The following is a 13,407-nucleotide window of genomic DNA, read 5'->3' as shown; positions in this document are numbered from 1 at the left end:
CCAGCCCAGATCGGGCCCTCCCTACTGTCAGCTTTTCCTTTGCCGGACATGCTGTTGCCTCATTTTTCGTTAGTCTGAGGGCTATGTGTCCAGAACCATTCATTGCACCGGAAAGGACCACCCATGGTTTACGACCGTGAGCGGGAGCGGCGCAACGATACCGTGTACGCAGAACACAAGAGAGCCGTCGCAGCCGGTGAGAAGCGGGTTCTCCGCAAGACCAGCACCGGGGAGCTGCACAGCTATCCCGGCGATGAGATCGGCTTCACGCCCGGCCGTGGCCACGCCCAGGTCCGCACCTGGTGGGGCATGGGGATTCTTGCCGTCTTTGCCGGACTGTTGACCGCCTTCTCCGTAGTGCTTTTCCTGGGTCCACTCGGACGTGGAGAGAGCCCGTTCTGGGGCGGGCTGTTCCTCACTGCCCTGTCGGGAGCCTTCACCTACTACGCCTACGCGCTGTCCCGGGACGAGTATCGAGCCACCCAGCTCCGGAAGCGCCGCGGCTCCCCGAAACCTGGAGCCGGCAACGTCGACATTGATCTCCTGGAGCTGGGTCAGAAGACTGACTGATGCCCCGGAAGCGCGGCGCCCCCGCCCCCTTGTGCTGCCGTCTCCGGGCGGACACCATGGAGGGACACCTTTCAACGGCACCCGGGGAGCGGTCTCAACGATGCGAATGCTGATCATGGGCCCTCCGGGGTGCGGCAAAGGAACCCAGGCCGAACGGTTGTCGAAGCGCCTCGGCATTAACGGAGTGTCCACCGGCGAGGTCTTCCGCGATCTTGTGAAAGACCTGACGCCGCTGGGCCGGGACGTCAAGGCTCACCTGGACGCGGGGAACTTCGTCCCCGACGACCTCACGAACCGCATGGTCCGTGACCGCCTTGCCCAGGCCGACGTCGCGGGCGGCTTCCTCCTGGACGGCTATCCGCGCACCACCTCGCAACTGGCAGAACTCGACATCATGCTTGCCGCGGACGGACGTGCTTTGGACGCCGCACTCCAACTAACGGTTGACGACGCCGAACTTGCCCGCCGCCTGCTTCACCGCGCCACCGTGACAGGACGCACCGACGATACCGAGGAGGTCATCCGGCACCGCCTCAAGCTCTACTACCGCGAGACCGAGCCGGTGGCCGCGGCCTACTCAGAGCGCGGGATCCTCCTGAGCGTGGAAGGCACTGGACGCGAGGATGAGGTCTTCGACAGGCTGCTTGCGGCAATCCGCACCTCGTTCCCCGATGCCATGGACGGTCCTCTATAACGCGTTAACGCGCGGCTGCCCATACGGAGCGCCCGGGCCTGACGGAGCGGACCTTACGGCACGTCCGGGCGCTGGTCGCCCTTGTGGCCGCCACCCCGCAGGTTCTCCTGGACCTTGCCGAAGAGATCCTTGATGGTGGATTCCGTGTTGGTCAGCATGTCCGGCTGGACGTACACATCCTGTGTCGGGGGCAGGCTGTAGTGCGACTGCAGCCCGCCGGCCCCGTCAACCCCGTCCAGTGCGATGGTTACTCCGCCCTCCTTGCGCGCAATGGCACCGATCCTGCCGAACACCAGCGTGAACTCGTCCGGCTGGAAGCTGACCGTGTGCCCGATGTGCGTTCGGTTAAGCTCACCCGCCGCAACGGCTTTCTCGTTGCCCGTACCTGCGTAGTCCATGGTTGTCTCCTTGGATTGGTGGCTGCTGATGCCAGCAGTCTAGGCCGGGCTCCGGACGCGGTATAGGGACTGCTGGGCGCCTGCACAGTTCCCTCCGGCCAGCATCGGCACTTCATCCATTGAACGCGCCCCCGCCCGACGGCTTAGATGGATCGTGTCGGCGCTGACCACCAGCTGCCGGCACCGGGAATCAAGCAGGCTTCAGGGAACGGCAACGGGGACGACACGTGACTTCGCAGAACAAATCGGTGATCAGCAGTACGGGCTGGGACGACGTCCAGGTGGGCGACAGCGTCCAGCTGAGCCGCAACGGCCGGATCGAGTACACCGGGCAAGTGGACGAGCGCACTGCGGACGGTGCCGTTGTGTGGATCAAGACCAGCCTTGGCCGCAGGCGGCTTTTCCATGTGGGCGACGGCTACCAGCTGGCCGGGACCAGCCTGTGACCGCCACAGCCGACGCAGCGCAGCAGGCCACCTCCGGCACAACCCTCTGTGAGGATGACTGCCACTACTGCTCAGGGCCCGAAACGGACTAACCGGACCGGCTCCGTATCCCGGCTAGAATGACAGGGATCCCGAGTCCTGTCCCGCGCCAGCGTTACGGCCAGGGCGCGCGGAACGAAGCCGGCAACGAACCGACCCCAAGGGAGGACTCCGTGCGCACTCACCATGCCCGGACTCCTTTCCATTCCCTCCGCGCGGCCATGGTCGCCGCGATGATCGTGACCCTTGCAGCAGCAGCGCACGTGGTTGGCGGCGGTGCCCTGCCGGCGCCCGGCATCATGGCGGCGTTCCTCGCCCTCACCGGCATGGCGGCCACTGCGGCCACCCGGCGCAAACTGAATTTCCCGGCGATGGCTGCGCTCCTGGGTGCCGGACAACTGGTCCTCCACGAGGCTTTCAGCGCGTTAAGCTCTCCGGCCGGAGCAGGACCGGCAGAACCGACGGGGCACCACCCCGCCTCAGCAGCGTTCTCCGGCCTTCCGCTGGACGCCGCCAGCGCCGCCAGCCACCTGCACCATTACGAATCAGGCTGGGCTGCCGGACTGATGCTGGGCGGACACGCACTGGCCACCCTCGCGTGCGCGCTGCTGCTGGCCAAGGGCGAAGCTGCGCTCTGGTCCCTCGCGGCGTGGCTCCGGCCGCTCGTCCGACTCCCCCGGGCGGCAATGCCCGACGTCGCCGCGGCGCCCGCCGCCGCCGGCTGGCCTGAGGATGCAGCTCCCCTCCCCTGGCGCAACCTCAGGGCCGACTGCCCGCGGGGCCCGCCCGCCGCCGTCGTACTTTCCTGACACCGTCCCGGCCCCGCCCGTCTGCTGATCTGCCGTTCCCGGCGGTCCCCGCCCGGCGCCGGACACCACTCCATGTTCTTGTGCACCGCCTTGGCGCGTCGTGCACCCTTGAAAGGCCCTTGCTTTGAAAAAGTCCTCACCCCTGTCCTTCCGTCGTACCCTCTCCGCAACGGCAGTGGCCGGCGGCACCGCAGCCCTCATGCTGGCCGGCGTCACGGCTGCCTCCGCGCACGTAGGTGTCACGCCGGATAAGACCGACGCCAACTCCTACGCACTGCTCACCTTCGGCATCCCGCACGGCTGCGACGACTCCGGCACCACCAAGGTGACCATCACGCTGCCCGAGGAACTCAACGACGCCCAGCCCACGGTGAACCCGAACTGGACCGTGGAGAAGGTCGTGGAGCAGCTCCCGGAACCGAAGAAGCTGGCGGACGGTGCCACCATCACCAAGCGGACCAGCCAGATCGTTTACACCGCCAAGGCACCCCTGAACCCGGAGCTCCGGGACGCCCTGGTCCTCTCCGTCAAGCTTCCCGACGCCGCCGGCACGACCCTCCATTTCCCCACCCTGCAGAACTGCGAACAGGGCCAGACGGACTGGTCCGAGATCGCCAAGGACGGTCAGGACCCGCACTCACTCAAAGCACCCGCACCTTCCCTCACCGTCACGGCCGCGGCCTCGGCGGACGGACACGGCAGCCATGCATCGGCGTCCAACGAAACAGGGACGGACGCTGCCCAGGCCTCCTCCGTCTCGGCCACCACGGACGACGGCGCACAGGCGCGGAGCTGGGCAGGCCTCGTGGCCGGCTTCGGCGGACTCGCCCTGGGCGGAGTGGCGCTGATGCGCAGCCGGACCCGGAAACCCGCAGAAGCCCCCGTTCCTGGAGCCGCTTCGGTACCGAAGAAGTAACGCGCGGGATTGATGCCCGGAAATCACAATCCGGGCATCAATCCGCGGCAGCGGTCGTGGCATCGTTGACTCAGGCAACCGCAGGCATAAAGTTTGAGCCATGAGGTCTCAGCCAATCAAAAACGGGTTTGCCATCACGACGGCGGTTGCAGCCGCCGCCTTCCTGCTCACCGCCTGCGGGCCCAGCCAGCCGCAGCCCCAGGGAACTTCCGGGGCTGCTTCCACATCCAGCACCCCCGCCGCCTCGTCGGCCCCGTCCGCGAGCCAGCCGCCCAGCACTCCGGCGGCGTCGTCGCCGTCGCCGTCGTCTCCGGCGTCCGCGCAGCAAGGGCTGTGCAAGGCCGCCAACCTGACCGTATCCTCGGATTCCACCGGCGGCGGCGCCGCCGGCAGCATCTATTCCAAACTGATCCTCACGAACTCAGGCACCGAGCCCTGCCTCCTGCGGGGTTTCCCCGGGGTGTCCCTCACCGCGGACGCCAACGGTGCCCCTATCGGTGCCCCGGCCCGGCAGGACGGGTCCTCGCCCGTTGCCGACGTACTCCTTGCCCCGGGACAGGCGGGAGCCGCGGACATGCGCTACACGCAGGCGGGGAATTACACCGACTGCAACGCTACGCAGGCTGCCGGCTACCGGATCTATCCGCCGGAGGAGACTGCTTCGCTTTTCCTCGCGGAACCCCGGACCGCCTGCAGCAACGAAGCTATCGAGCTGCTGACTATCGGGGCCTTCCACGCCCGGTAGGCACTTAGCCTCGGCAGGAATCTGGGCGCGGCAGGAACTTATGCGCGGGATTCGCGTAACCTTGCGGGCGCGTCGCGGGAGAACGCCACCCCGCACCCGATCAGTGCCATGCCCAGAATCAGGTGCAACCAGTTGTCGGCGCCGTTAACGGGGAGGATGTTCACAGGCGAATCCTGTGCCAGGAACTGTCCGAGGGTCCACAGAACCATGTACGACACCCCTGCGCCGATCAGGAAGTTCCGGGCAGGCAGCGGACGCCGCGACATCAGCACCCCCGCGATTCCGGACAGCAGGTGGATGAGGTTGTGCACCACGGACACCTGGAAGACGCCAAGGAGCATCGCCTCCGAGCCGTGCCCGGCAAAGGCCAGCGCGCCATAGTTCTCAGTGACGCCCGGAATGAATCCCAGCACTCCCACAATAAAAAGGGCCGCCCCGGCAATGAGGGACGACTTCTGGACGTTCTTCCGAAAGCCAAATCGGGCACTGGCGGCTTCGGTTGTTTTCATGGTGCCGCTCCTGTTCCCCGGTCACGCTGCTCATGACATGATAAGTCTACTTATGAAGTCCGTCGGAGTCCCGCCGATGACGTTCCGGAAACGGCATTCGCGGCACCGGGAAAGGCAGGCAGGATCATGACCTCCCTCTGGTTGGACCGCGACCACGCCTTCCGCAGCGACCAGTTCCACCCCCGCAGCACCTTTGACACCGTGGTGGCAGGGGCCGGACTGACCGGACTCGTGGCCGCGCTGCTCCTGGCCCGCGCCGGCAAGAAGGTGCTGGTTGTCGAAGCCCGGAGCCCGGGAGCCGTGACCACCGGCAACACCACCGCGAAGGTTTCACTCCTTCAGGGAACCGTGCTTTCAGCGCTGCGCCAGCAGTATTCAGAGAAAGTAGTGGGTGCCTACGTCGAGATGAACCGCGAGGGTCAGGCCTGGCTGCTGCGGTACCTGGCAGACCGGGGAGTGCCTTTCCAGCACCGCGACGCCTACACCTACGCCACCTCCGCGGACGGGACCGAAACCGTCCGACGGGAGCTGGCCGCAGCCCGGGCCGCCGGGCTCGAGGCGGAGTCCGTGAACGACCCCGGGCTGCCCTTTCCCGTCAGCGGTGCCATCCGCCTCGCCGGGCAGGCCCAGATCAACCCGATGGAAGTCATCGATTCCCTCGTGGAGGATGTCCGCTCGCACGGCGGGCAGATCGTCTCAGGCGTACGGCTGAACGGGCTCCGTGGGCTGCGCCCGGGCCGCGGGCTGGACCCCATGGAAATCCAGACCGACCACGGGCCGGCCCGCGCACGGGACGTGGTGCTGGCAACCGGGACACCGGTCCTGGACCGCGGTCTGTACTTTGCCAAACTCAAGCCGCTCCGTTCCTACGCGGCGGCGTTCGAAGTACCCGGGACGACTGCCGTGCCGGACGGCATCTTCCTTTCCGTTGAGCGGCCGATCCGGTCCCTTCGCGATTACCCCGGCGACGGCCGGCGGCTCCTCCTGGTGGGAGGCAACGGGCACCCCGTGGGCCATGCCAGGTCAGCGCAGGCCTACCTCGACACCCTGGTCGCGTGGACAACGGCCCAGTTCCCGGGCGCCAGCCTCACCCATTCGTGGTCGGCACAGGACTACCAGGCCACAAATCTGATGCCGTTCTTCGGCAAACTGCCTCGGGGGCGGGGCCGCGTCTATTTCGCCACCGGCTACAACAAATGGGGCATGACCAACTCCGTCGCCGCCGCCCTGGACATCACGGCGGACATCCTCGGCACCCGGCTCCCCTGGGCCAGCATCATCCACCACAGGGTCACGTCCCCTCCCGGGGCACTGTCCGCCGTCTCCCTCAACGCAGCCGTCGCGGCTACGGCGGCCAAGGACTGGGGTCAGGTGGGACTCAAGCGCCTCGACGAGTCCCGGGAGCAACCGCCGGAAGGGACAGGGATGGTGTCCCGCCGCGGCCGGAAGCCCGTAACGGTGTCCACTGTGGACGGCACCCGCTGCACGCTGTCCGCCGTCTGCACCCACCTGGGTGGCATTGTGCGCTGGAACGACAGCGAAAAATCATGGGACTGCCCGCTGCACGGCTCCCGCTTCAGCAGCGACGGCACCGTGCTGGAAGGACCTGCCGTCCGCAATCTGCGACAGCTTGACTGAGCCGTCAGGGGCGGCCCGGCCGCCCGCGGGCGGCCGGGCTGCCAGACCCGTCAGGGGTGCCGCCAAGAGTGTCGGTGCCGTAGGGCATGATGGAGGAATGCAGGGGAAGGAGTCCGCCAGCGGCATGCCGCCAGGCGACACACCAACAGGAACGCCAGCCGGCGGGCGTTCTTCCGCGCGGACCATGGACCGGTTCAGCCAGGCCACCAGGGAGTGGTTCCTCGGTGCGTTCTCCGCGCCCACGCCCGCACAAAACGGCGCCTGGAACGCTATTTCGTCCGGGTCCCATGCACTGGTGGTCGCACCGACCGGCTCCGGCAAAACGCTCGCGGCGTTCCTCTGGGCGCTGGACCGACTCCAGTCATCGGCTCCCGCCGAGCCGGAAGCATTGCCGGGCCTGGACCCGGCCGCCAAAGGCAGAAAGCCTAAGACGCCCAAGCGGAAAACCCGCGTCCTGTACATCTCGCCGCTCAAGGCGCTGGGCGTCGACGTCGAACGCAACCTCCGCGCGCCGCTCATCGGCATCACCCAGACAGCAAAGCGGCTGGGACTGCCCGCGCCGCTGATCACAGTGGGCGTCCGATCGGGAGATACGACGACGGCGGACCGCCGCGCCCTGCTCAGCCACCCGCCGGACATTCTTATCACCACGCCCGAATCCCTCTTCCTGATGCTCACGTCCAAAGCCCGCGAAACGCTGGCGGAGGTGGACACCATCATCGTGGACGAGGTCCACGCCGTCGCCGGCACGAAGCGCGGCGCGCATCTGGCCGTATCACTGGAACGCTTGGACGCCCTCCTGCCCAAGCCGGCGCAGCGGATCGGCCTCTCGGCCACTGTGGAGCCCCGCGAACTCGTGGCCCAGTTCCTGGCCGGCTCCGCGCCGGTGGAAATTGTAGCCCCGCCGTCAAAGAAGAACTGGGACCTGACAGTTTCCGTGCCGGTGGAGGACATGTCCGACCTCCAAGGGGCTGCCGGCGCCTTCGACTCCGGGCCTGCCTCAGGGCTCCAGCCGCAGGCCTCCATTTGGCCGCATGTGGAAGAGAAGATCGTCGACTTGGTGATGGCCAACCAGTCCACCATCGTGTTCGCCAACTCGCGCCGGCTCGCAGAACGGCTGACCGCACGCCTCAATGAAATATATGCCGAACGCCAACTGGTGGCCGCGGGCGGCGGCTGGGGAGAGTTCGGCGCCGGCGCGCCGGACTTCGGAGCGCCGCCTGCCGGAGGAACGGCGGCGTCCCCGGGCGCCGGGACCCTGACGTCCACGGCAACCCCGGCGCACATGATGGCACAGGCCGGCAGCACCGCAGGTGCCGACCCGGTGCTGGCCCGGGCACACCATGGCTCCGTCTCGAAGGACCAGCGGGCGCTGATCGAGGACGACCTCAAGTCGGGCCGGCTGCGGTGCGTTGTTGCCACGTCCTCCCTTGAGCTTGGCATCGATATGGGCGCCGTGGACCTGGTGGTCCAGGTGGAGTCGCCGCCGTCCGTTGCCAGCGGCCTGCAGCGGGTGGGCCGGGCCGGGCACCAGGTGGGGGAAGTGTCGCAGGGTGTCCTGTTCCCCAAGCACCGTGCCGACCTCGTGCATACGGCCATCACTGTGGAGCGCATGCTGGGCGGCAAGATCGAACGGCTCAGCGTTCCCGCCAACCCGCTGGACATCCTGGCGCAGCAGACCGTGGCCGCCACCGCGCTGGGCGCTATCGATGTGGAGGAATGGTTCACCACGGTCCGCCGGTCCGCCCCGTTTGCGTCCCTCCCCCGCTCTGCGTTCGAGGCCACACTGGACCTGCTGGCCGGCCGCTACCCGTCGGACGAATTCGCCGAGCTCCGGCCCAGGATCATCTGGGACCGCAATGCCGGCACCATCGAAGGGCGCCCCGGCGCGCAGCGGCTGGCCGTGACGTCCGGCGGCACCATCCCGGACCGCGGGCTTTTCGGCGTCTACATCATCGGCACCGAGGTGGAAGGCTCGGCATCACCGTCCGGCGACGGCAAGGCCGCCAGTCCCGCCGCCTCCGCAGCCAAGGGTGGCCGGCGCGTGGGTGAACTGGACGAGGAAATGGTCTACGAATCCCGGGTGGGGGACGTCTTCGCCCTGGGTGCCACCAGCTGGAAGATCGAGGACATCACGCACGACCGCGTGCTCGTTTCCCCGGCGTTCGGCCAGCCCGGCAAACTCCCCTTCTGGAAGGGCGATTCGCTGGGCCGGCCCGTGGACCTGGGCCGCGCGCTGGGCGCTTTTGTGCGTGAACTCTCAGCGTCCGACGTCGGACCCGCCACGGAACGGTGCAAGGCCAGCGGACTCGATGATTTCGCCGCGAACAACCTGATCCAATACCTCGCCGAACAGAAGCTGGCCACCGAAGTCGTCCCCAGCGACACCACCCTGGTGGTGGAGCGGTTCCATGACGAACTGGGCGACTGGCGCGTGGTCCTGCACAGCCCGTTCGGCATGCCCGTGCACGCACCCTGGGCCCTCGCGGTGGGGCAGCGGCTGCACCAGCGTTACGGGATGGACGGCTCCGCCATGGCCGCGGACGACGGCATTGTGCTGCGGGTGCCCATGATGGAGGACGAGCCGCCCGGAGCCGAACTGTTCCTCTTCGATCCGGAGGAACTCGAACAGATCGTGACGGCCGAGGTGGGCGGGAGCGCCCTCTTCGCCTCGCGCTTCCGCGAGTGCGCCGCCCGCGCCCTGCTGCTGCCCCGGCAGAACCCTGGGAAGCGCCAGCCCCTGTGGCAACAGCGCCAGCGGTCCGCGCAGTTGCTGGACGTGGCCCGGAAATATCCCACGTTCCCCATCGTGCTGGAAACGGTGCGCGAGTGCTTGCAGGACGTCTACGACCTCCCGGCGCTGAAGGACATCGCGGCGTCCATCGAGCGGCGTGAACTGCGGATCCTACAGACCACCACGCAGCAGCCTTCGCCGTTCGCAAAGTCCCTGCTCTTCGGCTACGTGGCCCAGTTCCTCTACGAGGGTGACTCGCCGCTGGCCGAGCGGCGGGCCGCCGCACTGGCCCTGGATTCAACCCTGCTCAATGAGCTCCTGGGCCGTGTTGAGCTGCGCGAGCTTCTGGACGCCAAGGTCATTGAAGCCACCGAGCGGGAACTGCAGCGCCTCGCCCCGGACCGACGGGTGCGCGGCATGGAAGGCGTCGCGGACCTGCTCCGGCTGCTCGGTCCGCTGACCCCGGGGGAAGTGGCCGAACGCCTGGAAGCCGCCCCGGCGGTTGAGCCAGCGCCTTTGGTCGAGCCTGCGCCGGGCGATGAGTCCGCCCCGGCGGTTGAGCCTGTCGAAACGCTCCTGGCCGACGCGGCCACCCACCTCGCCGCCCTGCAGCGCGCCAACCGCGCACTCCGGGTGAACATCGGCGGCGTCGAGCGTTTTGCGGCCGTTGAGGACGCGGCCCGCCTGCGGGACGCCATCGGGGTCCCCCTGCCCATGGGCGTACCGCTCGCGTTCATCGAACCAGTCGCCGACCCCCTCGGTGACCTTGTCTCCCGCTACGCCCGCACCCACGGGCCCTTCACCGCGGCGGAAGCCGCGGCCCGGCTGGGACTCGGCGTCGCCGTCGTCAGCACCGCGCTGAAACGGCTCGCCGCGGATGGCCGCGTGGTGGAAGGCGAGTTCCGCCCGCACGCCACGCCGCCCCACCAGGTGCCCGGGATACCGGAACCCGGCGAGGACGATGTGCCGGCGTTGCCGGCCGCCTCCACCATCACCTTGGCCGGCACCAGTGAATGGTGCGACGCCGAGGTGCTGCGAAAGCTGCGACGCCGGTCGCTGGCGGCACTGCGGGCCGAAGTGGAACCCGTGGATGCCGGCGCCTACGGACGGTTCCTCCCGGCCTGGCAGAACGTCCGGACTCCCGGGCGCGGCCGGGGCCAGTCCGCCCTGCGCGGGCTGGACGGCATCATCACCGCCGTCGACCAGCTTTCCGGCGTACCGGTTCCAGCTTCCGCATGGGAACCGCTGGTCCTCGCCAGCCGCGTCAGCGACTACCAGCCGGCCATGCTGGACGAACTGATGGCCGCAGGCGAGGTCCTCTGGTCCGGCGCCGGTGCGCTGCCCGGCAATGACGGTTGGGTGAGCCTGCACCTCGCGGACTCGGCCGAACTCACGCTGAACCCCGCGCCGGACTACCAGCCCGGGGACGCGCAGCAGCGGCTGCTGGAGCACCTGCAGAACAACGGCGGCGGGTACTTCTTCCGCCAGCTGACAGACATTGCCGGCGGCATGGACTCCGTGCTGAGCGACCAGGATGTGGTGTCCGCTTTGTGGGACCTGGCGTGGGCCGGCCGCATCACCGGCGACACCTTCGCTCCGGTCCGGGCCATGATCGCCGGCGGCCACACGGCGCACCGGCAGGTTGCCCGGGCCCCGCGGGCACGCGCACCCCGCATGAGCAGGCTGGGACGGGCGCACGGAACGGGCCTGATGGGATCTGCCGGGCTGACCGGCGGACGCTACGGCTCGGTGACCGGCGCCGCCCCTACCCCGCCGCTGGCGGCCGGCCGGTGGTCCGCGCTGCCGCTGCCGGAACTGGACCCCACCATCCATGCCCGCGCCACGGCGGAGCTTCTGCTGGACCGCTACGGTGTGGTGACCCGCGGCTCGGTCATGGCGGAGAACATCCTGGGCGGATTCGGCCTGATGTACAAAGTCCTCGCCAGGCTGGAAGAGGCCGGGCGTTGCCGCCGGGGTTACTTCATTGAACACCTCGGCGCCGCGCAGTTTGCGGTTCCGGCCACGGTGGACCGGCTGCGGTCGTACTCGGAAGACGCCCAGCTGGCGAAGCCGGAGCCCGTTGCCCTGGCGCTTGCCGCGACGGACCCCGCCAGCCCGTACGGCGCGGCCCTGCCCTGGCCCGCGCTGAGTGTTGAAGCCGGCAGCGGCCACCGTCCGGGCAGGAAGGCCGGAGCCCTGGTGGTGATGGTCGACGGCGCGTTGACCCTTTATGTGGAGCGCGGCGGCAAGACGCTGCTCGCCTTCGATGAAGATCCGGAGGTGCTGGCCGCCGCGGCGGAAGCCCTGGTCGGCGTGGTCAAGCGCGGCGCCGTGGACAAGCTCATCATGGAAAAGGTCAACGGCCACGGCATCCTGGACACTCCCGCTGCCGCCGCCCTGACCCACGCCGGCGCCTATTCGACTCCGAAGGGACTGAGAATCCGTGCCTGAAGGCGATTCCGTCTGGCGGGCGGCCGCCCAGTTGCATGCCGCCCTGGCCGGGCACCAGCTCACAGCCTCCGACTTCCGGGTGCCCCGGTTCGCCACCCTGAAGCTGGCGGGCTGGACCGTGGACGAGGTGGTGCCCCGCGGCAAGCACCTCCTCATGCGGCTTCGTGGTCCGGCGGAGGAACGGCTGACCATCCACTCCCACTTGAAGATGGAAGGCGCCTGGCAGGTCTATCCGCCCGGCGGCCGCTGGCGGAAACCGGGGTTCACCGCCCGGTGCGTGCTGCGCACCGCCACGGCAGACGCCGTCGGGTTTTCCCTCGGCATCCTGGAAGTGGTCCGCACCGCTGACGAGGATTCCGTTGTCGGCCACCTCGGGCCTGACCTGCTGGGTCCGGACTGGGACATGGCCGAGGCCGAACGGCGGCTGCTCGCTGCCCCTGACGTTCCCATCGGCGTGGCGCTGCTGGACCAGCGCAACCTGGCCGGCATCGGCAACATCTACCGCTGCGAGGCCTGCTTCCTGTCCGGCATCCATCCCGCAGCACCGGTCGCCGACGTGACGGACCTGCCCGCCATGATGGCCACGGCCAAGCAGCTACTGGAGGCCAACCTCGGGCCGGGCCGCCGGACCACCGTCCTGAACCCGCGCGGAATGCCGGTCGGACGGATGGCCGGAAGACCTGGATACTGGGTATACCGCCGCGAGCACCAGCCGTGCCTTAAATGCGGTACGCCCATCCGCCACGGTGTCCTCGCCAAGGGTGCGGGCGCCGAGGAGCGGGATATCTACTTCTGTCCGAGCTGCCAGCCGCCGCCGGCAGGAACTGCATGATCGGCGCCTGACTCCAGCGGAAGCGCGACCGGGCGCGGCGCCTCCGGCACCGTGAACCGCGGCAACAACAACTGCACCAGCGGGCCGATAGCCAGGGCATACACCACTGTGCCCACACCCACGGATCCGCCCAGCAGCCATCCGGTAGCCAGGACCACGATTTCGATGCCCGTTCGGGACGTCCGCACCGACCACCCCGTCCGCCGCGCCAGGCCGGTCATCAGCCCGTCGCGGGCGCCGGGGCCGAAGCGGGCGCCAATGTAGCAGGCCGACGCGATACCGTTCAGCAGCACAGCCCCCGCCAGCATGCCGATCTGGCCGCCCAGGTGCGAGAACTCCGGAATCAGCGCAAGCCCCACATCGGCGAACACACCCACCAGCACGGCGTTGCACAAGGTGCCGAAGCCGGGCCACTGCCGCAACGGAATCCAGAGAAGCAGGACGAGGAAGCTCACGATCACCACCACCGCTCCGATGGAAAGGCCTGTCTTCCCGGCCAGGCCCTGATGGAAAACATCCCAGGGGTCAAGGCCAAGGCCGGCACGGATGAACATGGCCAGCGAAATGCCGTACATGGCCAGGCCGGTGAACAGTTGAAGGAGTCTTCGGGTCATCATGGGAATCAT

The 13,407-nt window shown here is 68.5% G+C and carries 12 protein-coding genes; 9 read left to right on the top strand and 3 right to left on the bottom strand.

Annotation, left to right across the window (positions count from 1 at the left end; all coding sequences use genetic code 11):
• The first annotated feature begins 123 nt into the window (after positions 1 to 123).
• Together ACSQ12_RS03410 and ACSQ12_RS03405 are read left to right on the top strand one after the other, a co-directional pair.
• Entirely contained in the window at positions 124 to 570 is a 447-nt protein-coding gene (locus ACSQ12_RS03410; protein ID WP_436064336.1) for a hypothetical protein, read from the top strand.
• Between the two features lie 106 nt (positions 571 to 676).
• Positions 677 to 1,264, top strand: a complete 588-nt coding sequence (locus ACSQ12_RS03405) for an adenylate kinase (RefSeq protein WP_436064335.1) — start codon at positions 677 to 679, stop codon at positions 1,262 to 1,264.
• Between the two features lie 53 nt (positions 1,265 to 1,317).
• On the opposite strand, the gene ACSQ12_RS03400 is transcribed toward ACSQ12_RS03405, so the two are convergent.
• A complete protein-coding gene (locus tag ACSQ12_RS03400; protein WP_209747437.1) occupies positions 1,318 to 1,662 on the bottom strand; it encodes a hypothetical protein in 345 nt (114 codons plus the stop codon).
• 227 nt (positions 1,663 to 1,889) lie between these two features.
• Between ACSQ12_RS03400 and ACSQ12_RS03395 the strand changes: the two genes are divergently transcribed.
• From ACSQ12_RS03395 to ACSQ12_RS03380, 4 genes are all read left to right on the top strand, one after another.
• Positions 1,890 to 2,108: a hypothetical protein gene (locus ACSQ12_RS03395; protein ID WP_436064334.1), complete on the top strand. Its 219-nt coding sequence runs from the start codon at positions 1,890 to 1,892 to the stop codon at positions 2,106 to 2,108.
• 212 nt (positions 2,109 to 2,320) lie between these two features.
• Positions 2,321 to 2,956, top strand: coding sequence for a hypothetical protein (locus ACSQ12_RS03390; RefSeq protein WP_436064333.1), 636 nt, complete (start codon positions 2,321 to 2,323; stop codon positions 2,954 to 2,956).
• Between the two features lie 124 nt (positions 2,957 to 3,080).
• Positions 3,081 to 3,872: a YcnI family copper-binding membrane protein gene (locus ACSQ12_RS03385; protein ID WP_436064332.1), complete on the top strand. Its 792-nt coding sequence runs from the start codon at positions 3,081 to 3,083 to the stop codon at positions 3,870 to 3,872.
• Positions 3,873 to 3,972: 100 nt separating this feature from the next.
• On the top strand, positions 3,973 to 4,617 hold the full coding sequence (locus tag ACSQ12_RS03380; protein WP_436064331.1) for a DUF4232 domain-containing protein: 645 nt from the start codon (positions 3,973 to 3,975) through the stop codon (positions 4,615 to 4,617).
• A 38-nt stretch (positions 4,618 to 4,655) separates the two neighbouring features.
• Here ACSQ12_RS03380 and ACSQ12_RS03375 read toward each other — a convergent pair whose 3' ends face one another.
• Positions 4,656 to 5,126 (bottom strand): DUF4383 domain-containing protein, encoded by a 471-nt coding sequence (locus tag ACSQ12_RS03375; protein ID WP_436064330.1) that lies wholly within the window; start codon positions 5,124 to 5,126, stop codon positions 4,656 to 4,658.
• 126 nt (positions 5,127 to 5,252) lie between these two features.
• On the opposite strand from ACSQ12_RS03375, the gene ACSQ12_RS03370 reads away from it, so the two are divergent.
• The 3 genes from ACSQ12_RS03370 to ACSQ12_RS03360 all read left to right on the top strand — a co-directional run bounded on the left by ACSQ12_RS03370 (position 5,253) and on the right by ACSQ12_RS03360 (position 12,781).
• Complete coding sequence (locus ACSQ12_RS03370; RefSeq protein WP_436064329.1) at positions 5,253 to 6,764, top strand: FAD-dependent oxidoreductase; 1,512 nt, start codon at positions 5,253 to 5,255, stop codon at positions 6,762 to 6,764.
• 184 nt (positions 6,765 to 6,948) lie between these two features.
• On the top strand, positions 6,949 to 11,949 hold the full coding sequence (locus tag ACSQ12_RS03365) for a DNA glycosylase AlkZ-like family protein (RefSeq protein WP_436066925.1): 5,001 nt from the start codon (positions 6,949 to 6,951) through the stop codon (positions 11,947 to 11,949).
• Positions 11,942 to 12,781 carry a DNA-formamidopyrimidine glycosylase family protein gene (locus ACSQ12_RS03360; RefSeq protein WP_436064328.1) on the top strand — a complete coding sequence of 280 codons (840 nt, stop codon included), beginning with the start codon at positions 11,942 to 11,944 and terminating at the stop codon, positions 12,779 to 12,781. Before ACSQ12_RS03365 ends, ACSQ12_RS03360 begins: the two co-directional genes overlap by 8 nt.
• Here the strand turns inward: ACSQ12_RS03360 and ACSQ12_RS03355 are convergent.
• Complete coding sequence (locus tag ACSQ12_RS03355; protein ID WP_436064327.1) at positions 12,736 to 13,398, bottom strand: YczE/YyaS/YitT family protein; 663 nt, start codon at positions 13,396 to 13,398, stop codon at positions 12,736 to 12,738. The two genes, ACSQ12_RS03360 and ACSQ12_RS03355, sit on opposite strands and share 46 nt — an antisense overlap.
• Between the last annotated feature and the right edge of the window lie 9 nt (positions 13,399 to 13,407).

The organism is Arthrobacter sp. LjRoot14, assembly GCF_964253905.1.
GTDB lineage: Bacteria > Actinomycetota > Actinomycetes > Actinomycetales > Micrococcaceae > Arthrobacter.
The sequence above is the reverse complement of the archived record's forward strand: the minus strand, read 5'-3'. Positions and strand labels throughout refer to the sequence as shown.

Excerpts from the sequence above, each read along its gene's own strand:
- ACSQ12_RS03410 (WP_436064336.1), top strand. The coding sequence starts at position 124 with ATGGTTTACGACCGTGAGCGGGAGCGGCGCAACGATACCGTGTACGCA.
- ACSQ12_RS03405 (WP_436064335.1), top strand. The coding sequence starts at position 677 with ATGCTGATCATGGGCCCTCCGGGGTGCGGCAAAGGAACCCAGGCCGAA.
- ACSQ12_RS03400 (WP_209747437.1), bottom strand. The coding sequence starts at position 1,662 with ATGGACTACGCAGGTACGGGCAACGAGAAAGCCGTTGCGGCGGGTGAG.
- ACSQ12_RS03380 (WP_436064331.1), top strand. The coding sequence starts at position 3,973 with ATGAGGTCTCAGCCAATCAAAAACGGGTTTGCCATCACGACGGCGGTT.
- ACSQ12_RS03375 (WP_436064330.1), bottom strand. The coding sequence starts at position 5,126 with ATGAAAACAACCGAAGCCGCCAGTGCCCGATTTGGCTTTCGGAAGAAC.
- ACSQ12_RS03370 (WP_436064329.1), top strand. The coding sequence starts at position 5,253 with ATGACCTCCCTCTGGTTGGACCGCGACCACGCCTTCCGCAGCGACCAG.
- ACSQ12_RS03365 (WP_436066925.1), top strand. The coding sequence starts at position 6,949 with ATGGACCGGTTCAGCCAGGCCACCAGGGAGTGGTTCCTCGGTGCGTTC.
- ACSQ12_RS03355 (WP_436064327.1), bottom strand. The coding sequence starts at position 13,398 with ATGATGACCCGAAGACTCCTTCAACTGTTCACCGGCCTGGCCATGTAC.